This window comes from Gluconobacter sp. P5B12, from assembly GCF_018812035.1.
GTDB lineage: Bacteria > Pseudomonadota > Alphaproteobacteria > Acetobacterales > Acetobacteraceae > Gluconobacter.
On record NZ_JACRVV010000009.1, the window covers coordinates 39,887 to 63,149 of the forward strand.

General features: G+C 54.0%; 27 protein-coding genes and 1 pseudogene. 12 read left to right on the forward strand and 16 right to left on the reverse strand.

Going from position 1 to position 23,263, the window contains the following annotated elements; genetic code table 11:
• Window positions 1-294: 294 nt before the first annotated feature.
• From KP702_RS13630 to KP702_RS13660, 7 genes are all read right to left on the reverse strand, one after another.
• Window positions 295-1,500, reverse strand: coding sequence for an ImmA/IrrE family metallo-endopeptidase (locus KP702_RS13630; protein ID WP_215769183.1), 1,206 nt, complete (start codon window positions 1,498-1,500; stop codon window positions 295-297).
• A gap of 71 nt (window positions 1,501-1,571) precedes the next feature.
• Entirely contained in the window at window positions 1,572-2,273 is a 702-nt protein-coding gene (locus KP702_RS13635; protein ID WP_215769184.1) for a hypothetical protein, read from the reverse strand.
• A 240-nt stretch (window positions 2,274-2,513) separates the two neighbouring features.
• Window positions 2,514-3,170 (reverse strand): Abi family protein, encoded by a 657-nt coding sequence (locus KP702_RS13640; protein ID WP_215769185.1) that lies wholly within the window; start codon window positions 3,168-3,170, stop codon window positions 2,514-2,516.
• Between the two features lie 125 nt (window positions 3,171-3,295).
• Window positions 3,296-3,640 carry a helix-turn-helix domain-containing protein gene (locus KP702_RS13645; protein ID WP_252348744.1) on the reverse strand — a complete coding sequence of 115 codons (345 nt, stop codon included), beginning with the start codon at window positions 3,638-3,640 and terminating at the stop codon, window positions 3,296-3,298.
• A gap of 416 nt (window positions 3,641-4,056) precedes the next feature.
• On the reverse strand, window positions 4,057-4,296 hold the full coding sequence (locus KP702_RS13650) for a hypothetical protein (RefSeq protein WP_215769186.1): 240 nt from the start codon (window positions 4,294-4,296) through the stop codon (window positions 4,057-4,059).
• A gap of 143 nt (window positions 4,297-4,439) precedes the next feature.
• Window positions 4,440-4,736, reverse strand: coding sequence for a DNA-binding transcriptional regulator (locus KP702_RS13655; protein ID WP_215769187.1), 297 nt, complete (start codon window positions 4,734-4,736; stop codon window positions 4,440-4,442).
• Window positions 4,733-5,074, reverse strand: coding sequence for a type II toxin-antitoxin system RelE/ParE family toxin (locus tag KP702_RS13660; RefSeq protein ID WP_215769188.1), 342 nt, complete (start codon window positions 5,072-5,074; stop codon window positions 4,733-4,735). Before KP702_RS13660 ends, KP702_RS13655 begins: the two co-directional genes overlap by 4 nt.
• A 460-nt stretch (window positions 5,075-5,534) precedes the next feature.
• On the opposite strand from KP702_RS13660, the gene KP702_RS13665 reads away from it, so the two are divergent.
• The 3 genes from KP702_RS13665 to KP702_RS13675 are packed head-to-tail and all read left to right on the forward strand — an operon-like array spanning window position 5,535 to window position 6,785.
• Window positions 5,535-5,852 carry an autorepressor SdpR family transcription factor gene (locus KP702_RS13665; RefSeq protein WP_215769189.1) on the forward strand — a complete coding sequence of 106 codons (318 nt, stop codon included), beginning with the start codon at window positions 5,535-5,537 and terminating at the stop codon, window positions 5,850-5,852.
• Window positions 5,807-6,469, forward strand: a complete 663-nt coding sequence (locus KP702_RS13670) for an SdpI family protein (protein WP_215769190.1) — start codon at window positions 5,807-5,809, stop codon at window positions 6,467-6,469. Before KP702_RS13665 ends, KP702_RS13670 begins: the two co-directional genes overlap by 46 nt.
• A gap of 58 nt (window positions 6,470-6,527) precedes the next feature.
• Window positions 6,528-6,785: a hypothetical protein gene (locus tag KP702_RS13675; protein ID WP_215769191.1), complete on the forward strand. Its 258-nt coding sequence runs from the start codon at window positions 6,528-6,530 to the stop codon at window positions 6,783-6,785.
• A gap of 206 nt (window positions 6,786-6,991) precedes the next feature.
• On the opposite strand, the gene KP702_RS13680 is transcribed toward KP702_RS13675, so the two are convergent.
• Window positions 6,992-7,777: a hypothetical protein gene (locus KP702_RS13680; protein WP_215769192.1), complete on the reverse strand. Its 786-nt coding sequence runs from the start codon at window positions 7,775-7,777 to the stop codon at window positions 6,992-6,994.
• A gap of 471 nt (window positions 7,778-8,248) precedes the next feature.
• On the opposite strand from KP702_RS13680, the gene KP702_RS13685 reads away from it, so the two are divergent.
• Window positions 8,249-9,040, forward strand: coding sequence for a hypothetical protein (locus tag KP702_RS13685; RefSeq protein ID WP_215769193.1), 792 nt, complete (start codon window positions 8,249-8,251; stop codon window positions 9,038-9,040).
• A gap of 75 nt (window positions 9,041-9,115) precedes the next feature.
• Here the strand turns inward: KP702_RS13685 and KP702_RS13690 are convergent.
• Window positions 9,116-9,259 (reverse strand): annotated as a pseudogene (locus tag KP702_RS13690) (IS481 family transposase); the annotation flags it as partial.
• 134 nt (window positions 9,260-9,393) lie between these two features.
• Window positions 9,394-10,473 carry an IS5 family transposase gene (locus KP702_RS13695; protein WP_215769194.1) on the reverse strand — a complete coding sequence of 360 codons (1,080 nt, stop codon included), beginning with the start codon at window positions 10,471-10,473 and terminating at the stop codon, window positions 9,394-9,396.
• A 216-nt stretch (window positions 10,474-10,689) separates the two neighbouring features.
• On the opposite strand from KP702_RS13695, the gene KP702_RS13700 reads away from it, so the two are divergent.
• Entirely contained in the window at window positions 10,690-11,856 is a 1,167-nt protein-coding gene (locus tag KP702_RS13700; RefSeq protein ID WP_215769195.1) for a restriction endonuclease, read from the forward strand.
• A gap of 156 nt (window positions 11,857-12,012) precedes the next feature.
• Here the strand turns inward: KP702_RS13700 and KP702_RS13705 are convergent, their stop codons facing one another.
• The gene (locus tag KP702_RS13705; protein ID WP_215769196.1) at window positions 12,013-12,261 is read right to left on the reverse strand and encodes a hypothetical protein; all 249 of its coding nucleotides are present in this window, start codon (window positions 12,259-12,261) and stop codon (window positions 12,013-12,015) included.
• A 102-nt stretch (window positions 12,262-12,363) separates the two neighbouring features.
• On the opposite strand from KP702_RS13705, the gene KP702_RS13710 reads away from it, so the two are divergent.
• A protein-coding gene (locus KP702_RS13710) for an IS5 family transposase (RefSeq protein WP_215769257.1) occupies window positions 12,364-13,142 on the forward strand; the annotation gives its coding sequence in 2 pieces (ribosomal slippage) (window positions 12,364-12,703 and window positions 12,703-13,142; 780 coding nt in all).
• A 126-nt stretch (window positions 13,143-13,268) separates the two neighbouring features.
• Here the strand turns inward: KP702_RS13710 and KP702_RS13715 are convergent.
• Complete coding sequence (locus KP702_RS13715; protein WP_215769197.1) at window positions 13,269-14,000, reverse strand: hypothetical protein; 732 nt, start codon at window positions 13,998-14,000, stop codon at window positions 13,269-13,271.
• Window positions 14,001-14,172: 172 nt separating this feature from the next.
• Here KP702_RS13715 and KP702_RS13720 point away from each other — a divergent pair, with 172 nt between their 5' ends.
• Window positions 14,173-14,382 (forward strand): hypothetical protein, encoded by a 210-nt coding sequence (locus KP702_RS13720; RefSeq protein WP_215769198.1) that lies wholly within the window; start codon window positions 14,173-14,175, stop codon window positions 14,380-14,382.
• Window positions 14,383-14,423: 41 nt separating this feature from the next.
• On the opposite strand, the gene KP702_RS13725 is transcribed toward KP702_RS13720, so the two are convergent.
• Complete coding sequence (locus KP702_RS13725; RefSeq protein ID WP_215769199.1) at window positions 14,424-14,870, reverse strand: hypothetical protein; 447 nt, start codon at window positions 14,868-14,870, stop codon at window positions 14,424-14,426.
• Between the two features lie 113 nt (window positions 14,871-14,983).
• Here KP702_RS13725 and KP702_RS13730 point away from each other — a divergent pair, with 113 nt between their 5' ends.
• Together KP702_RS13730 and KP702_RS13735 are read left to right on the forward strand one after the other, a co-directional pair.
• The gene (locus KP702_RS13730; RefSeq protein ID WP_215769200.1) at window positions 14,984-16,432 is read left to right on the forward strand and encodes a site-specific integrase; all 1,449 of its coding nucleotides are present in this window, start codon (window positions 14,984-14,986) and stop codon (window positions 16,430-16,432) included.
• A 485-nt stretch (window positions 16,433-16,917) separates the two neighbouring features.
• Complete coding sequence (locus KP702_RS13735; RefSeq protein WP_215769201.1) at window positions 16,918-17,943, forward strand: replication protein RepA; 1,026 nt, start codon at window positions 16,918-16,920, stop codon at window positions 17,941-17,943.
• Here KP702_RS13735 and repB read toward each other — a convergent pair.
• Window positions 17,940-18,995: a plasmid partitioning protein RepB gene (gene repB, locus KP702_RS13740; protein ID WP_215769202.1), complete on the reverse strand. Its 1,056-nt coding sequence runs from the start codon at window positions 18,993-18,995 to the stop codon at window positions 17,940-17,942. The genes KP702_RS13735 and repB overlap by 4 nt on opposite strands.
• A 143-nt stretch (window positions 18,996-19,138) precedes the next feature.
• The gene (gene repA, locus KP702_RS13745) at window positions 19,139-20,353 is read right to left on the reverse strand and encodes a plasmid partitioning protein RepA (RefSeq protein ID WP_215769203.1); all 1,215 of its coding nucleotides are present in this window, start codon (window positions 20,351-20,353) and stop codon (window positions 19,139-19,141) included.
• 342 nt (window positions 20,354-20,695) lie between these two features.
• Between repA and KP702_RS13750 the strand changes: the two genes are divergently transcribed.
• Window positions 20,696-21,073: a hypothetical protein gene (locus tag KP702_RS13750; RefSeq protein WP_215769263.1), complete on the forward strand. Its 378-nt coding sequence runs from the start codon at window positions 20,696-20,698 to the stop codon at window positions 21,071-21,073.
• Window positions 21,070-22,041, forward strand: coding sequence for a phosphoadenosine phosphosulfate reductase family protein (locus KP702_RS13755; RefSeq protein ID WP_215769204.1), 972 nt, complete (start codon window positions 21,070-21,072; stop codon window positions 22,039-22,041). Before KP702_RS13750 ends, KP702_RS13755 begins: the two co-directional genes overlap by 4 nt.
• A 2-nt stretch (window positions 22,042-22,043) precedes the next feature.
• On the opposite strand, the gene KP702_RS13760 is transcribed toward KP702_RS13755, so the two are convergent.
• The gene (locus tag KP702_RS13760) at window positions 22,044-22,556 is read right to left on the reverse strand and encodes a MucR family transcriptional regulator (RefSeq protein ID WP_215769205.1); all 513 of its coding nucleotides are present in this window, start codon (window positions 22,554-22,556) and stop codon (window positions 22,044-22,046) included.
• A 359-nt stretch (window positions 22,557-22,915) separates the two neighbouring features.
• Between KP702_RS13760 and KP702_RS13765 the strand changes: the two genes are divergently transcribed.
• Window positions 22,916-23,179: a hypothetical protein gene (locus KP702_RS13765; protein ID WP_141353760.1), complete on the forward strand. Its 264-nt coding sequence runs from the start codon at window positions 22,916-22,918 to the stop codon at window positions 23,177-23,179.
• The last annotated feature ends 84 nt before the right edge of the window (window positions 23,180-23,263 follow it).

The window sequence follows — 23,263 nt, forward strand, 5'->3', positions numbered from 1 at the left end:
GAATAGCGTCGCGTGATCCATCCTGTTCATGGACGAATGGCCATCACGCGCTAGAACCGATTGTAGAGCGTCTTGCGCGTGCCATAGACAGAAGGTGCATCTTTCCGCAGCTGTGTCAAAAACCTAGGATGTCCGCTTCCAGAAGCTGTCGACTAGCGCCGTATGTCCGAGATGAGGCGTGGCTCAGCGCCTCCCCAAAGCAGACGTCGCCCGTTGCACGCGACGATGGGTCTGCATGAATCCCCGGTGCAGCTCAAACTCATTTTCGGGCAGACCCTAAGAGTGTTCGTTCAGTTATTCCCTATCAGGGAACGGGATTATTTCTCCCTTGGGCGACAGATCGGCTGCCGACGACCCTGTGCGAATTTTGAGAGAAACAACTTCTGCTGGCTCCCGATCAAACCAACCGCTCGGTAGACTGCACAAGCTCTCGACATCCGACGCCGATATCGTGAACTCCGTTGCCAGAAGATCGGCCTTACCGCGAACTTCATTCTCGACAATCAGGTTAAGGCTGTCACGGAGCGCTTTCGGCGCCACAATTGGCCAATTGTGGTCCAGCGGCTCCCCTTTCGACCAACCTTTGGCAGAGTAAAGTTTATAAAGTTGCCGAGTATATTCCTCGGGAATGATCTCAAGGTCACTAAGGCGCTTGATCTGAGCCTTAATCGAGACACGCCACCGCTCTTTCAAATTGGTGAGCATCGCCAGCGAAGGGTATTTAACTTCGTGTGGATATGTCGTGGAAGGCATAAGAAGAGCGCTTGCCAAACGAAACGCCTGCCGTTCAATCATGCGCAGGTTATCTTGGAACTCCTCCTCAGGTACCTGGTGATGAAGTACGACATGGGCAAGTTCGTGAGCAGCGTCCATCTGCCGACGAGGAAAGGACATTTTATCGGTTGCTAGGAGCACATGCGGGCGCCCGTCCACTGGAGACCAACTGCAGAGCCCGTCCAGTTTGGTCGTGCCCATCGGGATCGTCGCCACTACGATACCTATACGCTCCATGAGCACCACGACATCGCCACATGGACCTTCGCCCATGTTCCAGTGCTGGCGCAGCCGTAGCGCAATGTCTTCGATGTCTTCATCTCGGAGTTCGCCGTAGGTCGCCCCATCCAGAACATCGGGGATGTCGATTTCCGGCAAGTCGACATAATGTCCTAGCACGAAGCTGACTTCCTGAAGCCAATGCATTTGCGCCTTTTGGTATGCCAGATCACGCACAAGCGTGCTGGCCAAAGAGCGCAGAAATGTTGGACGTTCGCTATGGTAGGACGGCCGAAGAAAAAATTCAGGCCGAACGCCTAACTCACCAGCAACTCGGACGAGCGTGGAATAATCGGGACTCTGGTCAGCTCCAAGATCTTCCCAACGCGATACTGAGGTAGGGCTAACACCAAGACGTCTTGCGAGCGCAGATTTGGTTGCAATCCGGCGAGCCTCGCGAGCTTCGGTCAGTCGGGCGGGTATAAATCCCGGAGTACCAATACGCATATTTCGAATCCCATCGGCTCCGTACCCAATGGATACGGAGCAAGCATACCTTGTCTGAAACCGTGTTCCGGTTAGTCGGTGGTTCCCTCAGCGATATCGCTGTCGGGCTGTGTCTCGGGTGGGACGAATATCTTACGGGTTTGACGCAGCTTCACAATCTTCGCTTCACAATCCGGACCATCTGGCGTGACTGGATCGGAGGCGTAACCGCCAAGGAATTTTTCCAAGGATTCGTAGAAGATAAAGTCTTTATAATCCGACCCGATCACCCCGATCGCGATTTCCTCGATCATTCCGGCGCGCTCGCGATCCCTCGCGGTCAAGAATAGCGCGAAGATATCAGTTGGCCGCGGGCTTTTCTCATCAACGAGAAGGCTGGGCTGAAGATGGACGTTAAGCGTCACCCCGGCTGCTCTCGACATATTCTTGGCAGGAATCTTGCGCCGTTCCGGCATGGCGGCAAACCCGAGGATAACGCCAGATTCGCGACCGGCAAATCGTGCAAAGGGTTGGAACACCTTCAAGTCGGTACCGAGCATCACGCCATCGATAAGCAGATGCCCGCCATGAAGCTGAACGACCTCTTCGTAGCCTTCTTCCTGTAGGCGGAATCGAATTTGACCTTCCGCTTCCCGACTACGCTTTGGGTTAAGCGTCAACTCTTTGCGCACCACCTCGTGTGCCTTGAGTGCTTCTGCCCGCAGCCTGTCCTCCAGGTCGAGCAAGAGGTGCTTGGGTAGTGCGTCAAGAATGGTGCGGCGAATATCGATCATAGGGTTCGTTTAGCGAATAAAGGGATTTATGCAAACGTTTTTGGCGTTTTGAATGAAAAATCTCTCGAAACTCGCGCTTGACAATAAGCAGCTACCAGCGGGGACGGGTTGAGCGTAAGTGCATTGTCGTCTCCGCCTTCATTGCCAGTCGCAGACGGGATGGAGCGAGTGAAATCGGAGGTCGGCAATGGTTGTGTCGGCGCTTCCGGTGCCAGAGGGCGGTAGCTCAGACTGCTATATCTAAGCGCCGTCACCGTCTTGCAAGACAAGTCGTTCGGACGGGAACACTTGGGAAAAACGATCAAGCGACCGGCACCACGAGGCGGCGGCCGGCGAAAGCCACGCCGTGATTTGCAGGATCGCGGAATGGTGCTTTTCTAGGTCCCAGAACAGGATCGGCTCATGATGAGCGATCCGGTTGCGGAGAAGTCGGATCGGGGTCAGGGGGACTGACAGGCTCTTGCGCGTGAGACCCTTACCATCCTCGCGTCTGGCAATACGGTGCAAATCCGTCTGCCACAAATTCTCGTAGGGCTTGCCAAGCATCGTGGTCCAGAAGCTCAGGGTGAGGGCCGCTACGACGCGGCCAGGCGTGGCCTCCTTGCGCTGCCGCGCCAAGTCCGAGAGCGCAGCCGTGACCTGCTCCCTTTGATAAGGGCCGATGAGGAGATCTGGCTTCTCGAACCAACGGCATCCCTTGTGCTCCGCCAGCACGGCATGGACGCGATTACGCAACGCCACTTCAAGCACCTGAAGGGGGACGTAGAGCGCTTCGGATAGACGCGTGTTAAGGGCGTAGAGGTCGAGCGCCCTCCGCCGATCGCCACCCGCCCAACTCAGGTAGCGGCTGAACCGCTCCAGCGAGAGGGCTTGTTCAAGTTCCTCGTCCACGATCATCTACACGCTCCCGAAGGCGCCCTCTGGCCTTGCCCCAGGACGTCAGTTGATCTATATTTTTCCGCGTAAGCCCCGGTCCCGTCTCTGTCAGCAATGACATGCGGCCGGGGCAACCTGTTTCTGGGCTAGCCTTTTGTCCTGACTCGCCGTCGGAGCGGCGATAGCTGTGCGTCCGACCGGGCTTGGCGGAGCGCCTTTTTTGCATCTTTCTCCCGCGCGAAGTCAGGCTCCAGGGAAGGCACCTTCTCAATCAGCCCATCCAGATGATAGATATTGCTGTCATAGTCGCCCGCAGCGGTGCGCCGCATCTCGCGACGGATCAGCCCGGCTTTCTCCAACAAAGCGATGTTGTTCTGGATCGCCCTCACGGTTACACCCATACGGTCCGCCATATCCTTCTTCGTGGGAAAGGGTGGGCGGCTCGCGTCGTACCAGTATTCCAGCAGCTGGATAATGATGTTGAATTGCATCGGGCTCAAGTTCATGCGCTCCTTGGGAGCGAATGAGTATCGCAGGAACGCCGGCATAACCGTGGCTGACCACAGACTTGCTCCAAATCCCTTCCGTCGAGGAAAGCTTGCGCGTCGGTTTGTCACTCGGAAAATCAACGACGGTGTTAGTGGTCTCGCTCATATTACTTCTCCTGACGCCAACCTATGGATGGGACCGGACCAGCGCAACGCTCGCACAGAGTGGGGGGGGTGAAATCGAAGGGGTTACCCGATTAGGACTACTTGCGTTGCTATCTCTGAACGCTGCTTAGATGGCGCTACTTATGTGGTTGTTTGAAGGGGAGATGTGGCGCACTAAATACCTAACAGGTACATGAAAATAATACTCTACCCTCGGAGGAATTTCGTTCTGAAGATCAACCTTGAGTCGACAATCACTCCGGCTGATGAAGGAATACGTATGATCGACGCTCATGTTTTCCGCGGTAGGCGTTCGCCTTAGCCCGGGTCAGCTCCATGCTCGAACCCGTCATGGAGTAGACGCCGCGCGCTCCGCCGAAGCCGGGCCATGTCTCGACCACCTGAAAGCCGCTGCAATAATCGCTAACCGATCGAATGAGTAGCGGCGAGCAATTCGTCTCAAGCAACATCAGGGCGGCCAGCCCGACGATCACGCTGCTCCAAGTCAATACCTATATTTGAGGCACTCTGGGATTTGCGAAGACGTCCGCTTTCAGAAGCATTCCATCCAAAACCCGATTGACCGGTTTCCCCCCATATTAGCCATTTTAATAAGCGTATCGGGACCTGTGTTTTCTCAGCGACCGGCAGAAAGCAGCTCACTCACTAACGATGGCCGCTTATCCAACATCGCCAGCAAAACCTGGGCTGGTCCGGTTGGCTGACGACGGCCATGTTCCCAGTTCAGAAGGGTCCCCTTGGCGACCCCGATGCTTCTGGCAAACTGTGCCTGAGAGAGTCCGGTCCGGGTTCTGATGGCCGCCACGTCAACCGACGGAATACGCACCTGGTGGGTCACGCTGTCCTCGACCGGAGCTTCCGCATAGGCGAGAGCCTCATTCAGCCCCTGCAGAATGCTGTCATAAGCGCTCATGATGGTTCTCCGTATTTCGCAACAAGCGTCCTGCTCAAGTCTACCAGGGCGGCCTGTTCAGATCGCGTCAGATTGTCTTTCTCGTTTTTGGCAAAAACGGTCAGCAGGAACAGAGGCATCTGTCTTCCGCCAAAAACATAGAGAGTTCTGTACCCTCCCCTCTTCCCACCACCCTCGCGGGAAAAGCGGACCTTTCGCAGACCGCCACCTAAAGAAATTCCAGCATCTGGCATTGCAGCGAGCATGTTAATCAGAGCCGTACGATCGTCGTCTGACATCAGGGCTTTTGCCCGCTTTATGAATTCAGGCAGTTCGACAACGGTCTGCAGCTTTGACATTCACAAAAACCTATACGTCATTGGCTCATACGTCAACGGCGTATAGTTCGGAGACATGAAGGGCGTGATGGGCATTTAGACAAACAGCCGTCCAAAAACCTCAAGAAATGCCAGAAATCCGCAGTTTTCTGCCATAAAATCTATGTCCATTTTTTCTTATTATCCGATATAGGGGGTGGGGCACAAAAAAGACCCGCAAGGGTCTTTTCGAGGCGTGTTCGACAGACGCGATGCAAGGACAACGTCTGCTCCCGGAAGGACAGTCTGATTGTCTCTGGCCTCTCTTTGCGAGAGACATTTCAACTCACGCAGGGTTGGAACCATTTCTCGGTGTCGCGGCCGGTTTGAGGGGGTAAACGGAAGGTCTGTTTTTGGCTTCTAATGAACGAAAACGGACTTCGAACCTTAAGAGACAAAAATTTAGTCGCATTTAATTCTTTGTTTCGCTAAATACCGAATCATGAGTGATGTCTTCAAAGCCCTTGCCGATCCAACGCGTCGCGCCATCCTCGAGATGCTGCGTGAGCGAGAAATGACAGCGGGCGAAATCTCAGAGCATTTCACGATCGCAAAGCCGACCCTGTCTGGTCATCTGACCGTACTTCTTGCGGCAAATCTTGTGCATCGCGAGCGCGTCGGCACCACCCTGATCTACCACCTGAAGCTTTCAGTGCTGGAAGACGCATGGCTTCGTCTGGCGTCTTCCATGCGGCTGGGAAAGGAAACAGACTTATGCAGGACAGATACGGCCCCTTTGTCTCCTTCGCAGTCATCCTGACAACGCTGGTAATTAGCTTGGGTATCCTGTGGATGGCTCCGCCAAATGCCATGGTGCCTGTTCATTTCTCCCAAGGATGGGCCCGGGATCACTTTGTCTCTCCCTGGAAAGGGCTAAACATCTGGATCGGACTTCAACTCGGATTATGGACCTTGATGTATGGCTTTCCATCCCTGAGGCGCTCTGGCGACGGTTTCCAGGCCTCTGTGTTAGTCTATGATGCCGCATGGATTACAGTGACGTCCATGCTCGGTCTCCTGACTATTGCATCCATGGAGCAGGCTCTGGGCATCAGAATTGCCATGGGCTCCCTTACCGACATCATGGTGGGTGGGTTCCTGATTATTGTCGGCAACGGCCTTGGGAAACTCAGACCCAATACGCTTGTCGGTATCCGGACACCTTGGACGAAAGCCAGCGTCCGGGTCTGGGACCGGACACATCGGGCATCAGGGCCGGTTTTCATTCTTGCTGGTGCTGTTCTGGTCGCAGTCGGGTTTGGGATGTTCGGTCCCTACAAAACACACCATACTTATCTGACCGTTGTCCTCTTGCTTGCAGTCTTCTCTTGGGGACTGTCATGGCTTCTTTGGAAGAAAGAACAAAGACCAGGATAAGGCGCTAACATGTCAGAGAAATACCGCCCCCCTAAATAGCTTTAGAGGAGACGAGAAAATGTCAAACAATGACGCCACCACTGCTTACAGCGAAAATAAATATTGGTTTTCTCGTCGCAAAAATGGCTGCGGCATCGCTCAGGCCCAGACAAAGAAAGGCAGGTATTTTCTCGCGATTTCCATTTTGACGCTTACGGCATCTCCGTTTTTGTTTGCACTTATTGGGAATAAATTTCTTATATTTCTCTACATCCCAATGATAATATTTTTTCTATGTTTTTTCATTGTAACCATTATCAATAAGACTGCTTTGTGAGACACGCCCGTAAATATTCACACTCAATTTCAGCTTTTTGAACACGGTACGTGCTTACAGCTTGCCGACAGCTTGGGGGGGGAAAGCAGATAGTCCGTTATCAGGTGCACTAAGCGGAAATTTGACATTCCGCCGACAGCAAAGCAAGTGACTTGCCAATAACGCTCTCTGGGCAGCTAGTAGATAACCTGCTGCAGCAATCTTTCTTACAAATACTCTTTTAGCAACTCTATCTTCAATATGTTTTCATCAGCAAATGCATGCTTCAGTTTCATCATGTACAAAGCTTTCCGACGTTTGATACGTTCTACTTCACCGGGGCGTTCAGAAAATATCGTCGGAAAATTCATATTTTTTACCATCTCTATGACCACAAGAGCGTCTAAGAGAAACATGAGTATTAGGCAATTTTTCTGGCTGAAGAAGTCTTTGTTCTCGAGATTTCCATGTAGAAGAAGATGTCTACTTAGCCGTTCAATATGTGGATCAGACTCTCGCTTGAACATTATCCCATCCAAATATTTTCCTAATGCTTCTGCCAGGCATTTGATCAAGCGATCGCGAGTTGTGTCTCCTGTCCTCGGTATAATCCAATGGGAGTATTTCACATTTGAAGGGGATGTTACCGAAAATAATTTTCTGCAATACCCCTCGATAACGTAGATCCATTGTGAAAGGCACGCAAGATAATCAAGTTGATAAAAGGCCAATAGACCGCTTTCGAACTCAACGCCGTAGGAGTTCGCGATCGTTTCTCTCATAAACGCAAAAACCGTCATCTTTGCCCGAAAATCTACTTGCATCGTCGTTCGATATAGCGTTGGCGATACCATTTGATCGAATCTAGAATGAGGGGTAACTCCGTCCCGGAAAATCTTGTCAAAATGATTCTTTCCGTCACTCCATAAGTATTCAAGTGGCGATACGAACCACTCTGCCGCAAGGGCATTTTTATTTACTTTTTCAAAATCATCGATCCATGTATTGATCATGTAAAACCTTACTATTATTTATGAAATAGATTCATTGTTTACTTGTTAAGATCGGATACTATCTATAGGGAACGCAAGGAGTTAATGCAATTTCTATACTTTTTTCCTAATAATAACATATAATTTCCATTTTTCTCATTTATCTTAATACCCTTTCCGATTGCCATCTTCAACTCTACACTCGGAGGGAATATCATGTTCGCGCATATTGGTAATACCAGACGAAACACAGATTATATTGAATAAGACAGGCAAACTTTTGTCAGCTTTTCGAAAGTCTGTCTCAGTCTGTGAATGACCAACATGAGGCGTAAGCAGCCCTGCTGCTTACGCCGTCATCTCGGACGTCCTCACACACGATGAGACTTCCCGGAAGCCGACGTTAAACTGTAAGTCTCGATGTTAGGGGATTGAAAAAACACGTTTTGACACGCAAACCATCGACAGGTTCAGAAATCTTGGGTGGTTCTTATGTCAGGTGTTTCTAACAATACTCCAGTGGTTCCGAAAAATATTAGGAAAAGGATTAAGGCGCGCGTCGATAGATTGGATAAATTAGAGAAATACGTATTGTATGGGTCCATAATTTTTCCTGTTGCTGTTTTACTATTTGATTATATTTATAATAAATCGAAATTTGGCGACTTTCAATGGTATGGGGATGTGTCTAATTGGACTCAGGCTTTCATATCTGTCTGGACGCTATTGGCTGTGATGTATACAGCTCGGAAAACCTCTTTTATTGCTAATAACTCGAATAGAATCGCTCAAAACAGTGCTCGGATTATGGAGCGCGATACTACGGCAGATTTGCTTATACACATTTGTCAAAAACTTAATGAAAACTACATAAAGCAAGAGGTCTATGTCACAGCGCTTAGAGACATTAGAAAGCTCGAACGTTCTGAAAATCCGGCTGATAAGATAAGTGCTCAGTTTGCTGAACATAGTCTCATTGAGAGATATACCCCCGAACTATTTATAGCTTATAAGATTAACATGGCTCAAGCAATGAAAATAATAGAAAATAATATTTATAATAATGATAAATCGTATAAAATATTATTGATGACGTATCTTTCCTCCGAAGTTGTCTTCGATTTATATACGTTCCGGTCGCTAAATCTTAATTCTAAAATGATTGAGGCTACAGGCGATAAATATGGGTATCTTCTGGAGAGTAAGCAAAAATTTAATGAGAGTTTCAAGAAATTCTCTAAGTTTTTAGAGAACGAACAAAATGAGTTTGCTGTTAGTGAGTAGATATTATAGGAATTTTGTTTTTATCTGCTTTTCTCTACTGTAATGGCCTCGGTTTTTGAGACATCTGGTTGAAGCCTAGGTGTTTAGTCCCGGGATTTGATGGGTTGGATTGATGATGAATCTTTCTGGCTCTGACGTCCAGATTTTGCAAACGTATTCGTAAGGGGTAAGGCCACTGAGGGTCTTGAGTCTTCGCCCGAAATTATAGGCTGCCATGAAGTGGAGGGATCGAAGAACCCTTGATTGATACGCTTGGCTGGTGATTTCAGGCTTTTGGCGATTTGATTGACTGCTTTTGGGGTCGTTTTCGATCTGCGTTTTGAGCAGATCGAGTGCCGCCACCCGCTGGATTGCTATGCATTCGCGCTGATCCGCTCCAGGAAGAGGAAGCGGCGCATATTATAGACGATATTGGCCAGGCCGATCCTCATGGTGGCCCGGGTGATACCGACAGTTCGGACGAACAGACCCATTTGCGATTTCTGGTCAGCAAAGACATGCTCGATGCGGGATCGGATCACGGACTTTCCTGCATTGGACCGCTGGATATGGAGTGGCATGGGTTTGAGATGCGGCTTCTTCCTGTGAACCTTTGAGACAAAGCCCTGCTTTTCCATGAAGTCTTCATTGGCTTTTGAGCGATACGCTGTATCAGCCCAGACGCTTGAGGCCGTATTGGCTTTATCCAGTAGCCCCTCTCTTAATCGCGCGCCATCACTGGCAGCGGCATCCGTCGTCTTCCATTTCCGGATGAACCGATACTTCCGGTCGATGGAGACGTGAGATTTGTAGCCAAAGAACGGAATGGCGAGATCACTCGACGGCATGGTTCCGTCATCCTGCCGCTTCGCCTTCGTGAACTTCAGCGTCCAGCGCGCGTGACGGTCCTTGTGCGACAACTTTGCCGGCTCGTCCTGCCAGTCTTCAGGGATACGTCCTGCCCGCAGGTCCGCTTTCTCGACGTTCGTGTTGCGCTGCTTTGGAGCAGCCACCAGTGTTGCGTCCAGGATCTGACCTGACATCGGGAGATAGCCAGCGTTCTTCAAAGTAGCGTCAAAGCGGTCGAACAGTCTTTCAATCGCACCTGCTTGGGTCAGGCGTTCACGGAACAGCCAGATTGTTTTGGCGTCAGGTACACGGTCCGACAGCCCCAATACCAGAAAGCGCATGAAGGACAGACGGTCGTTGATCAGGTATTCCGTCCGTTCGTCGGACAGATTGTTCAGCGTCTGGATGACCAGAATTTTGAACATCAGCACCGGATCAAACGGCGGTCGCCCGCCCTTACTCCCAGCTGAATACGCCAGAGCCTTCTCCAGTTCCGGGCGAAACACCTCAAACTCCACAGTCCGGGAAAACGCTTCGAGCTGATCACCGAGCCCGCTTAGCCGAGCAAGCCGCTCTTCAACATCAAAAAATCCCGCCTGTTTCATCTTCCATATCCCAATCAACGCACGAGAAATGGAATCACAGAGCAAACCTCAAAAGCAGAGGGTTTTTCGAACCCTCCAGCTCACGGCAGCTTCGGGGGAGAAAAATATTTACTTTGTGCAGAGCGGAGCTACTACTTTGGCTACTTTTTAGCTACGTTGCCAGCCAGCTTCTGCAGAGGCTACGGATACGAAATTATACAAGAAGATCATACCAAAATGAGCAGTTTTAATGGCAAGCGGCTTCCAGAAATCTCAGATGACAAGCAGTTTGAAAAGTTCGCGTGCGATCTATGGCAAAGTCAATATCCCGACGCAAGCGTGACGCTTTACGGACGCAGCGGGCAAGCCCAATACGGTGTGGATGTGCTAGTGCGCAGCGGCAACCGAGTGATCGGCGTACAGTGCAAGGCAGTTAAAAATCTAGATACCAAGACCATCGACACCGAGGTCAGCCGCGCGAAAGAGTTTGCACCAGCGCTAACTGATCTCATCATGGTTACCATTGCACCGCACGATGCCAAACTGGTGACCTATACTGCAACGCTCACACAGAAACACAAAAAATCCGGTCACTTTGCTGTCTCCTATCATGGGTGGGACGACTTATTACGCATTCTCGAAGATCATCCGCTCGTCGTACAGAAGTATTTTTCTCAGTTTTTTAGGTCGTCCGACGAACAGGCAGCGCCGCAGCCTCCCATTTTTTGCCTGCCGCTGGACAGTAACCTCAACATCGTGCTCTCCGATAAAGAACTCGCCCTCTTCTGCTCAGAAGCGAGTTGGGGTTTGAAGAATGACCCCAGCGCAATCTTCACCATCAATCACGCCGATGCACAGCGCGTGACCGAGACGATTGCGGCGATTGAGGCCACCGGCGCACTGGATATCGAAGCCCGCAGCAAGCGATCCAACCTTCAAGCGTATTTGGCCTATATCTCCCCCAAGATTCGTAAAGCAGAAGTCGCAGCCAAACTCCTCCTTACCGATGACGTAGTACGGTCGCCTTGGCTCATCGGTGGCTGTTGGCCCGAGACGGCCGCTACGATGAGACGATTGATGCCGCAGAACTTCAATTGGTCGGATCCATTTCCTCGCGGCCTAACTCTCAAAATTAGCCCTGAGGACCATCCTGAGCTTGTTGGATATGTTAACTTGGATGCGGATGATCGCCTTGCCTTCGAAGCGCATTGCGATGCATTTAAGCCGGATTGCTATTTCCTCGGCAGCGTGGTCGATTTAGGGGCTGATCTTGGTTTAAAATACGCGCTGCCTGCCGGTATTGCGGCACTCGTCAATTATTCGGCATCGAGTAATGTGCCTATCGAGACGCTTCAGAACGACAGGACGAACAGCATCTATTTTTGGAAACTCTACCCGGTATAAGAGCCTTAATCATGAGCCGCCTGATGCGTTCTAATAATAGTTTTCCCTTATATATCCGGGTTATGCCTTTGTTACCTTGATATATCCAATGTCCAGTACATGATCCCTCCCTAGTGTCTGAGAGTGGGCATTTTCAGACATTAGGAGGAAATTTTATTATCTATCTTCCCAGGGCGTAGGTTTATTATCAGTTTCAAGATTACGATTTATTTGATCTCTAAGATTTATCCTTCTCTGCCTAGTATCTTCTTCGATTTCACTGATTTGTTCATAAGCATCACTAATGGATTGATTATTCATCTCAATATCTACATCCGGAATGCTTTCAGAACTATTTCTTTCTCTTAAAGAAGAAATATATTTTCGTATTTGTGTTATTTTTTTGTTGTTTTGAGAGATAGTCATTTCTGTTCCCTTTGTAATTTTAAACTAGATATTAGATTACCTCTAGGGCCCGTTAGGGCTTGAAACGTTAGGATGGCTGCCTAGCTCTTCGAGATGAGTATGATGCAGTCTGTATTTTCTGATGATGCATGGTCGGTATGGGAGCCTCTGATTGAGGCAGTCCGTCCGAGAGGAAAAACCCCGCCACGCGATTTGCGGCGGACCATGTCGGCAATTTTCTGGCGCCATCAGAATGGAGCAAAATGGCGAGCCATTCCCACCGAACTCGGCCCTTGGTGGACTGTGGCCCAGCTATTCATCCGGTGGGCCAAGGCCGGTGTCTGGCAGGCCCTTTTCGAACGGGTGAAGGACCGCGACCCTGCCCTCGGCATGGTGTTCCTCGATGGCACGAACATCCGGGCTCATCACAAGGCGGCGGGAGCGGCCAAAAAGGGGGATACCGAGGACGCGGAGGCGCTCGTGAAGCGCTTGGCCGCTCGCGTGGAGGCTTTGGCAGCAAGGTCTGCGTCGCCGCTGACGGACGTGGCAAAGCCCTGTCTTTCACCCTGACACCTGGACAGGCCCATGAATTACCCTCAGCCATGACGCTCCTCGACGCATTGCCGCATGTCCCACTCTACGTCATCTGCGATCGGGGCTATGCCTCGAACCAGTTTCGCGAGGCCTTATGGGACAGGGGCTCACGCCCCGTCATTCCGCCCAAACGCAACGAGCCGCAGGTGGCCTGCCCAAAATGGGCCTATCGGCACCGGCATCTGGTCGAAAACCTGTGGGCGCGCCTCAAGGAGTGGAGAGCTGTTGCCACCCGATACAAGAAAACCGCCACCTCCTTCATGGCAGTCGTCTGCATCGCAGCCGCAGCAGACCAGATCAAGACCTAACAGAGCCTAAACCGATCCGGTTTTGGCAGAAGGAAAAGCTCCGTCCCCTACGCCAGATTGCTCGCCCATCACAGGCCGTCAAGTTTCTAAGCTCATTAGAGGTAGAACCCTGTTTTTTGCCGCGTGCTACGCGAGATTAGCATCCTCATCGCGCTTGCAGGCCTCAATGCCTTCGTCCAGCAAATCCACTAGCCGCTGGTGTCTGTGGCGTTTGGACTTCAGGGAAAATTCCACCATCCAGACGATCAGGGCGCCGCACAGACAAATCATAATCGCAAGAAGGCCAGCCCCACGCATGACCGTGGGTCCATGCGTCGGACCAGAGGTGAGTAATCCTGTGAGCCCCACGCCCGTCACGAGTGGGACCAGCTTGAGGAGTGCGGGAAACTTCAGAAGAGAGAGCCGCTCCAGATATCCGTCATAAGATCTCTCACAAGCTTTGCGGGCCAGTGAAAGCTCTTCCTGAGGATACAGCTTCAACCGTTCGAGCATTGCAAGATCACTCGAAAGCATTTGACCGGCACGGATGACGCTCTCCTTCTGGAGGGCCTTCAGTTCTCGTTTGGCTGCCAGAGCGATACTGCCAATAAGATAGGCGGCAAGACTGAGGTTAAAAACGAGATAGGCAAGCAGTACTGCGAAAGCGACATGTCGCAGCGTTAAAAGCACCGCTATCAGAGTCAGGCCGGAGCCGAGCCAGAGGACGGTCACGATCAGCTTTCTCGGACGTGACGGCGTCAAGCCATTGCCTGTGAAAGACGGAACGGCATCGACGATTTCCAGAAGAAGCTCGCTGAGAGGCTGCCTGTCCGTGGCGTCGTCAGACACTGTCCGGAAGGACATTTTCGGATCAGTCACAGCTGCTTTTCCCCTTTTGTGACGGCATTGAGTTGCGGACCATAAAGGCTGCGCCCCGACCAAGCCATCCATGGCGTTCGCTCTCACTGCACTCACAACCACCCGCGATACGGTTGTCTGGCAGCGGGTTTCCTCCGCCGCATCATCAATGTCTCAGACTGGAGAAGCAGACATGACCAGAGTTCTTTATGGTGACAGCCGCGCCCTCGCCCGTGCCGAAGACCAGGGTTTCGTTCACTGTGTTCGCGACGACGCGTCTCTGGAGACGTTCCTCAAGGAAGGACACGACACGCTCCTGGTGCATGCAGAGAGCCCAAAAGGCGTGATCCGACGCTACCCTCGTCTCGCGAGCGCAGACGTCACGATCGAAGCCGCCGCCTGATCTGACGCTCAGAAGGCCGAATCATACGCCGATCAGGGTTTCTATAGCCCCAGGCGTGTGACCCCGGCCCGATACAGACCTTCGAACAGATCCCCGAGCGCAAGGCGCCGTCGCAAGGTCAGGCGTCGTTGAGCCAGATGATACATCCGGTCGTGCAGCAAATGGCAGCGCTGACAGAGCGCACGCAGATTGCGCAGTCGGTTGCTGGTGGGATCATGATTCAGATGGGCCGCCGCCAGAGACACTTTTGTCTGGCGCACCTGCAGAAGCTCTATCAGGTCCGGAGGTGAGACCAACCTGCCCCGACCATTGAACCAGTGCCCCGTGTCCGGATGCTTCCATCGGCCACCCGGGAGCACCTGCAAGTGATGGCCATGCGGACGACCACAACTCTGACAGAGCCCCCCTGCCCGCTCGAACCTCACCTGTCGGCTCAGTTCGGACCAGTTTGGGGGGTAAAGCGGCTTCAGTTCTGGTCGGATCGGCATTCAGTCTTCGTTAACACATTTCTAGACGTCGTTGGACAGTGTTTGTTCTCCTCTCTGCCCTGCCCCGGGCTTCGTGCTATCAGGAGCCGAGTTCAGGTTTCACGGAGGTTTCCATGCTCAGCCATCTTCACATCGCAGGCTCGGCAAAGGCTGCCCGTGAGGCCCTCCTGGACCGGCTGGACCAGAAGACCCGACAGCAGCTTCCTGCCGGCAGTCTGGAAAACTCTGTCGCGCTCCTGTCCACCGGTCGCTTCTCCCCTCGCCTGTCTCTGGTCATTCGCGGCATCGAATACCGGCATAACGAATTTGCCGAGGACACGGTCCTGGCCACCAATGTGGAAACGGCTGAAGACGCTCTGGCGATTGCCAGTGCCCATGTAACCACCCTGCCCTCCGGGCACGACCTGGCGATCGCTCTGGACCTCGAACCCGATCCCATCTTCGTCGCCTGGTTCAAGCCAAAGGCGACCAAGCGGCCCAAAGCGGGATCGCAGGCCGTCACGCTGGCTCCACTGGCCTCTCCTCTGGGTCAGCAGTCTGCGGCGGTGCTGCTGTGGTTCGATGCCCTGACCGACGAGGCGCTGCCCGACTATGATGGAACGCTGGTCACGGCGGAGCGCGCCTCGAAAACCTATTCCCGGGCGGCGAAGGCAATGAACACACGCCGGACCTATCGCTCGGCCGTGCGCTCCTGGTGCGCATGGGCGGCACGGCACGGGATTCCTGCCCTGCCCGCCCGCAGCGAGGACGTCGCCGCCTATCTGGCCGATCTCGCCCTGCAGAAGAAGCGACCAGCAACGGTGGATCTGCACCGCGCCGCACTGCGGTATCTGCATCATATCGCTCAGGTCCCCGTCCCGACCTCCCATGCCCTGGTGTCCGAAACTGTTGCGGGTATTCGCAGGACGTCGACGGGAAGCGCGTCCCGTCAGGTCAAGGGGCTGACCTGGGATCTCTTGGGCGAGGTCATCGAGCAGATCGATACCACCGCGCTCGTGGGGATCCGCGACAAGGCCATTCTTCTGCTCGGCTTTGCCGGCGCCCTCCGACGGTCCGAAGTGGCGTCGCTGTGCCTCGAGAACGTGGCGCTGGATGATGACGGGATGCGGATCCGGCTGGACCGTTCCAAGGGGGACCGGACCAGTCAGGGTGTCGAAGTCGCCATCCCACGCGGGATTACTGCCCTGTGCCCGGTTCGGGCCTATGAAGGCTGGCTTCGGAGCGCGAAACTGGCCGACGCCAAGGGACCGGTCTTCCGGCGCGTGTGGCTTCCGCCTGCTGCCGAGGCCGGTCAGCCCCCTGCCCTGCCCGCCATGGGTTCAGAGGCGCTGTCTGACCGGTCTGTGGCCCGCATCATTCAGAAGCGCTGCCTGGATGCGGGACTGACAGGCGATTTCAGCGGGCACAGCCTGCGACGCGGAGCGATCACCACAGGAGCTCGTGACGGCACGGATCTTGTCTCGCTCAAGCGTTTCTCCAGGCACCAGACCTTTGGTGTCGTGGAGAAATATATCGAGGTTGAGGATGCCATGACCAAACATCCTGGACGGACCCGGTTTTGACGTCATGCTACCTGAAGGCGACTATCTGTTTCACACCGTTAGATGTGTTCACTGCCTACCATCGAATCGTGCGCCGCTGTCGATGTGTTCGTTCCCGACCATGAAAAACCACCGAAAGTTGTGTTTAATGCTTTCCGCTGGCGGCAGGGTTTTCCCTGTGTTTGTTGCCTACCGGCACGGTTTTCTTCAGGCGGTTCGCGTTAAAAGCCAAGATCGGTGAAGTGTTTTCTGCCTACGGCGCTAATTTAGGTAAAAAAAACAAGACGTTTTTTCAGTGGTTTACGGAGTTATCAACGTGTTCTCTGCCGACGAAACAATATAATAACAATATAATTTTTTTATTGTTAAGTCGGCAAGAAACACAACCACGCTACGTGACGCAGGTAGGCACCGAACACATCTGGGAGGGAAAGCAACGAACACATCGACAAGGCCCTGATGATGTGTGTTTCTGAGCTTATTGAGGATCTGCTGGAAATCGCATTATGCACTCTAACGCTAAGTCACAGCACGATCTGTTCAGATCAATCCACGAGCTGGTGGAAGTACATGGCCCTCAAGACGCTATCAAAATCGCTCAGAGCCATTCGCTAGAAAAAGATAGCGAAGCGTCCGCTCTGACTGACCCGATACTTGAAGTCGTTGCAGGCAGATCCGGGCGTAAGATTGTAGACGCTGCCGCGTCATCTTTGGTTCGCGAAATCGAGGGTGGCAGTTCAATAGGTTATAGTTATAGCGCATGGTGTCTTGCCGGTCTTCCCCACCGAGAACGAAAACCAGGTGAAGACTGGCTAATAAAAACGGACTTTGCTCAGTTGCTAGTTCGACCAGGTGTTCGACTGCGAGATGACGATTCAACTGAAAAACTGTCAGTTCCGTGCGGGACAATCGCTAGGTTGCTCTTGATCGACTGGCAGTCCGAGGCTCTTGAAACGGGGTCACGGGAAATCTCGCTAGCAAAATCTCCTGCGTCTTTACTCAAAAGGATGGGGCTTAGTCGCGGAGGTCCTATTAGCAAAAAACTGGTCGAGCAAATCGAAAGGCTGGCGACCTGCACCGTTGACTTTAAATTTGGAAACGACCGCGAAGGCGTTGTCGTCAATGAACGTCTCGTTGAGTCGTTTCGTTACGTTGGGGAGATAGACCCCAGAACGAAAAGAAATACTCGCATGATTGAAACAGTCGTGTTGTCGGAGGCTTTCTATCGGGAGCTGCGAAGGCATCCCATTCTTATCGACCGCGCGGCAATTCGTGACATACAGAACTCGCCAAGAGCTATCGATGCGTATCTTTGGTTAGCTTTCCGATTACACGCCCTGCAAGGGGATACCCCTGTAGGCTGGGGATCGCTGTGGAAGCAGTTCGGAACCGAATTTAAAACTCTCAAATCGTTTAAGGCTGAGTTCAAGGAACCTTTGGGGCTTGCCCTCGCCGCTTATCGTTCTGCAAAGGTCGCTGTGACCGAGCGAGGGCTCGTATTATCGCCCTCCCCGCCTCCCGTTTCCTCCTAGTTCTTGGCTTTATCCTTTTCGGTCGTCTGTGCTTTAAACCGCTCATAAAGATCAGGAACTGCAGTCATAACAAAGCTTGCAAATTCTGATGCGTCAGCAGATTTGAATACAAGATTTGTGGCCCGTTTTTTTGCCTCCAGATCTATCGTGAGGACTTTGTCGGTCGACACCCAACTCGCCGTTGGAGCAGCTTTATTCACCGGCCTAATGCTCTGCTTTTCCAACTGGCGCGCTTGCCTTGCTCGATCCTGTACCTGATCAAGTAGCTCGGCGAATTTATCTGCATCCTCCGTTTTGCCGGAAGCCCCGATAAACGTTTCCCACGATGTCTGATTTGGCGACGCCTTGAGACTTTCGGCCAGCTCTTGCCAGCGTGGGCGGCCAATAGTCGGACAAGGTCCAAGCCATTCAATTAAGATATGCGGGATAGCTTCGGACACCGAGAGCATACGCGATAGCGTTGTTTTGTCGGTGCTAAGAGCAGTCATAATTGTAGAGCGTTCATATCCTCGTTTAAGGAGGCTGTGGGCGAATGTCGCTCTCTCAATGAAGGAGAGATCCGCCCTCGCGCTATTTTCCTGCCCTTGAGCGATAATGAGGTCGTGGTCCGATAACTCCTTCACTGCGGCTTTGACACTCAAGCCCAACTCACGGCAAGCGCGTAGACGACGGTGGCCATAAGCGGTTTGATAATGACCCGCTTTAGTGGGGTGCGGGCGGACCAGAATTGGAGAGAGCTGTCCTGTGCTCTTAATCGCGTCTCGTAGCTGAAGGTATGCCTCATCATTGCCAGGCATACGATCTGAGACAAAGGACGTCTCGACGAGGTCTGGCGAGAGCTCGATGATGGTCGCTCCTGTCTTCAGGAGAATTTCTAGCTCAGCGGCTTCGTCTGCCTTTTGGCGAAGAGACCCAAGGCTCTTTGCTACTGACCCCAGTGCTCCGCTACTGCGATAGGACCCTGATAACGATGTCGATGAGGGCGCTTGCGTTTTGCTCGGAGCCGACGATTGCGCGGAGACCAGACTACCCAAATTATGCTTTCTTGCCATTGTTCTCGTTCCCTATTTGCATTTTCGTGCAGAAGTTCTGCGAAATCCGAATTGGTGTGCAATTTGGTTGACAGCTGCCAACTTTTGACGCGACCAGCCATTAGTTGACAGCTGTCAACTTCGGCGTCCCCCTGCCACGGAGGTCAGCTTTTGCGACCCCAAGCCCTAAAAACCAGGTCCCTAATCTCGCCATTAACCGCGTTTACAGATTCAAGCGCACGATCGTAGGTTGAGCCGGTAAATTGCTTACGCTCGATCTCGAACAGCGTCTGCTTGGTGATTGCTGCGTCAGAGACAGCGGTGCTTTTCAACATCGGATTGGTGAGAACGTGATCCCCAAACACCGTCCGCATAAATCCGGACATCTGCGTTTGGGGGCCATCAGAAGGTTCGTAACGCGTAAGAAGATACCGGACCCAGTCATAAGACACGTTTGCACCAGCGTCGCGCAGATGTGTCATTACGTCGCCCATCATGAGCAGAAACTGACACATCGACATTACATCTAGCATTTGAGGGTGCACAGTTACGAGAAGCCCTGTTGCTGCGCACACAGCAGACATGGTGAGATAGCCAAGCTGAGGCGGGCAATCGATGACTATTACGTCGTAGTTCTCCTCGACGTCCTGAAGGGCTTCGTCGACACGTGAGAAAAAGATTGCGCCAGCTTGGTCAGAAGACGCCAACAGCCGAGGCGTCTCATACTCGAACTCCATGAGCTCAATGTTTCCTGGTACGATATCTAATCCCGGAAAGTTCGTATTGCGTACGAGATCCGACAGTGGACGCCGCTCGTCATCATAGCGAATGGCTCCATATAATGTCTCATTCGCATGGACATCGAACTCTGGCTGAAAGCCATGTAGCGCCGAAAGGCTAGCCTGAGGGTCAAGGTCAATTGCCAAAACTCTCAAGCCGTCCAACGCGAGACCCTGTGCTAAGTGAGCTGCGGATGTGGTCTTTCCGCTTCCACCTTTGAAGTTAACAACCGAGATAACCTGCAGGCCCTCGCTCCCGCTACGGCAAGGAACATATCGCTTCTGGCTGCGTGAGTTCTGATCGAGATAACGACGCAAGTCGGAGATCTGCTCGGCTGTGTAGTGACGCCGGCCACCGTTGCCGATGGCAGGAAGGGGGCCCTTCCCCTCAAGTGCTAAATTCCGCAAATATCCAGGCGCCAAGCCCAACAGTTTGGCGACTTCCCCGATTTGGAACGACCGAAGTGTCTTTGAGGCATTGGGGGGAAAGAGTTCGAGCCGGTGCGCCTGAAGACGCTCAGAGAGAGCTCGTGCTTGCTGCGAGAGTAATTCGTCTACGCCGCTGGCCAGGTTTGGGTTGATATTAGCTGGAGAGGACATGCACGTCGGCTTTCTTTTGGGTGCGGAATGTCGCGCCAGATGCGGTAGCGCGCGCATGGAGGTAATATGACCGCATTTAACGAGACCAGTTGACAGCTGTCAACTAAAGAAATTCGAAATTGCTGAATAGAAAAAGGAGGACCGAAAGAGAGAACCGCTGCCTGTCGGTCGTCCGTGCTGCAACAGGTGGGTCGCCGTCCGTCCTCCCCATGCTCGTCGGCTGCGCCGCCTGTGCGTGGGTCCGGGTGACGCCGATCCTGCCGCTGCGCGGCACTGTTGCACCCCGGTCATCTGCCTGACCGTCGCGATGATGTTTGAAGAACCAGAGATGGATCGAGCATCATGCAACGCTACCAGTTCCCCTATGTCCCAACACCTCGTGGCCGGCCTCCGATGCGCTGGACGGATACCCAGGAGCCCACAACCTGTCGGCGCTGCAACATGCACTGGGAAGAGGGCGACCCAGCGCTGACTATTGCCTGCGCGGCTTGTGGCGCTCCTGCGGATGAACCCTGCCGACGTAGCTCCGGTGGCAATGAACGCGTGTGCGCCTGTCGCGACGAAGCCGCCGTCCAGATGGGGCTGCTCAAACGGTGCGACGGCCTGACCTGGGACGGTCGCCATGAAAAGCCGCTGCTGTTGAGGGAACGTCCGATCGCCCACGCGCTGATGTGCCGCTCGGTGCGGACAGGCGCCCCGGTCAGTCGGTGGGCGTCATGAGACCTGATCTCGCGTCCTATGACCACATCATTGTCGCCGTGTCCGGAGGCAAGGACGGCACGGCCTGTCTGCTCGCCCTGCTGGAAGCCGGGGCTCCGGCCGAACGCATCGAGCTCTGGCATCACGAGGTGGATGGGGCAGGGCGGTCCTTCATGGACTGGCCCTCCACAGGCCCATACGTCGCAGCCCTGGCGCGCGACTTCAGCCTGCCGCTCTACCGCTCCTGGCGCGAAGGCGGCTTCGAGCGCGAAATGCTGCGGGACGCTGCGCCCACAGCTCCGGTTCTCTTCGAAACACCGGAGGGAGTCATCAAAGCAGGAGGGCAGGGGCCAGAGGGGACACGCCTGCGGTTTCCCCAGGTCTCAGCCAGCCTGTCCGTGCGCTGGTGCTCGGCGAGCCTCAAGGTTGATGTGGCTGATCGCGCCTTGCGCGGACAGGACAGGTTCCTCAGCCGCCGTACCCTGATGGTCACGGGCGAGCGCGCCGAAGAGAGCCCCGCACGGGCCCGCTATGCCGCCTTTGAGCCCCATCGGACTGACACGAGGAACGGGACACGGCGGCGTCGGCATGTCGATCACTTCCGCCCTGTGCATGCCTGGTCCGAGGCGGAGGTCTGGGACATTCTCAGGCGTTGGCGCGTCATGCCCGCCTTTCCCTATCAGGTCGGATTTTCACGCCTGTCCTGCGCGTTCTGCATCTTCGGCAATGCAGACCAGTTCGCCACCCTGAAATGGATGGATGCGAAGCGGTTTGCGAAACTGGTCAGATATGAAAAGGACTTCGGCTGCACGATCAAACGTGACAGGGGGCTCGAACAGCTGTCGTCCGAGGGGACGGTCTATCAGGAAGCCCGGTCGCGGCCCGACCTGGTCGCCGCCTGCCTGTCAGACCGTCCGTTGCAGACGGTTCTGACAGAGGACTGGATCCTCCGGGCCGGAGCCTTCGGCACCGGGGGAAGGCCGGTCTAGTCTCAGGCGCGAGCCGGACGGCCGCGACGTTTCTCGGGAAGCTTCTTTACCGGTGGATGTTCTTCATCCTGCGTTACAGGCTCCTGAGGCGCCGAGGCGCGGGTCGTGGAGCCCAGGCCAATCTCGCGGGCGAGGGACGAGCGCTTCTCTGAATAGCTGGGCGCGACCATCGGATACTCGCGCGGCAGGCCCCACCGGGCCCGGTACTCTTCCGGGGTCATGTTGTAGGCCGTCTTGAGATGACGGCGGAGCATCTTCAGCTTTTTCCCGTCTTCCAGACAGATGATGTAGTCCGGAAACACGGAGCGCTTCGGGTTCACGGCGGGGATCGGGGCTTCTTCCGCGACAGGCTCCGGCGTGGCCGGGGCTGCGAGGGCGTCGTGCACGCTGCGGATCAGCGCAGGGAGCTGGTCGGCGGAAAGCGCGTTCTGCGACAGATAGGCGGCCACGATGTCGGCGGTGAGTGGCAGCAGATCAGCATGAGGGTGTGCAATGGTCTCAATCAGGTCGGTCATAAATGTCCCTCAAGGTTCTGGAAGAGCTCTGGACATGGCTCTTTCAGGTCATGACTGCAAGTCGTTACGACTATTACTGCCTCAGATCTTAACAGTTCCCTGAGCCGCCTCGAAACACGGTCATGTTTCTTTGATCGTTAGAGCACACATCGCAGAAGAGGCCGACGAAAGAAAAGACGAGAAAAGAAAAGGAAGGAAAGAGGGCAGGCACCACGGGATCGCCCTGTGCCGCAAGGGGTGGGTCCGTCCGTGTCCTCGCTGGCGCTGCGGGCCGGGCGGTCCCGACGCTGACGCGTCGCCCTTGCCGCCCAGAACGACGCCGCGCTCGCCGGAAAAGGTCAGAAAGGAGACAGCAGACGATGCCCGTCATGGCCCTCACACGCCCAACCCCCACACAGAATTTCAGTCTGGTTCAGGCCCACCGCGAGGGCTGGACCATTCTCGAAGGCTGCGGCCCGGAGCACGCTGACACCCAGCTGCGCGGCGTGACCTGCTCGGACCAGAATGCCTGGTGGCAGGTCGCGCGCCAGGCCCGTCAGGGATCGCCCTATCACCGCGAGGCTCTGTCGCGTCTGTCCCACAGTGAGCGCGAACAGATCTCCCTGCGCTTCGGTCCACTGTGACCTGATCCGGAAGGCCTGAGCGCCTTTCACCCAAACCCATCCTGTTTGTTTTCCGGCCCCCCGGTCTGCCCCCGCGCAGCACCG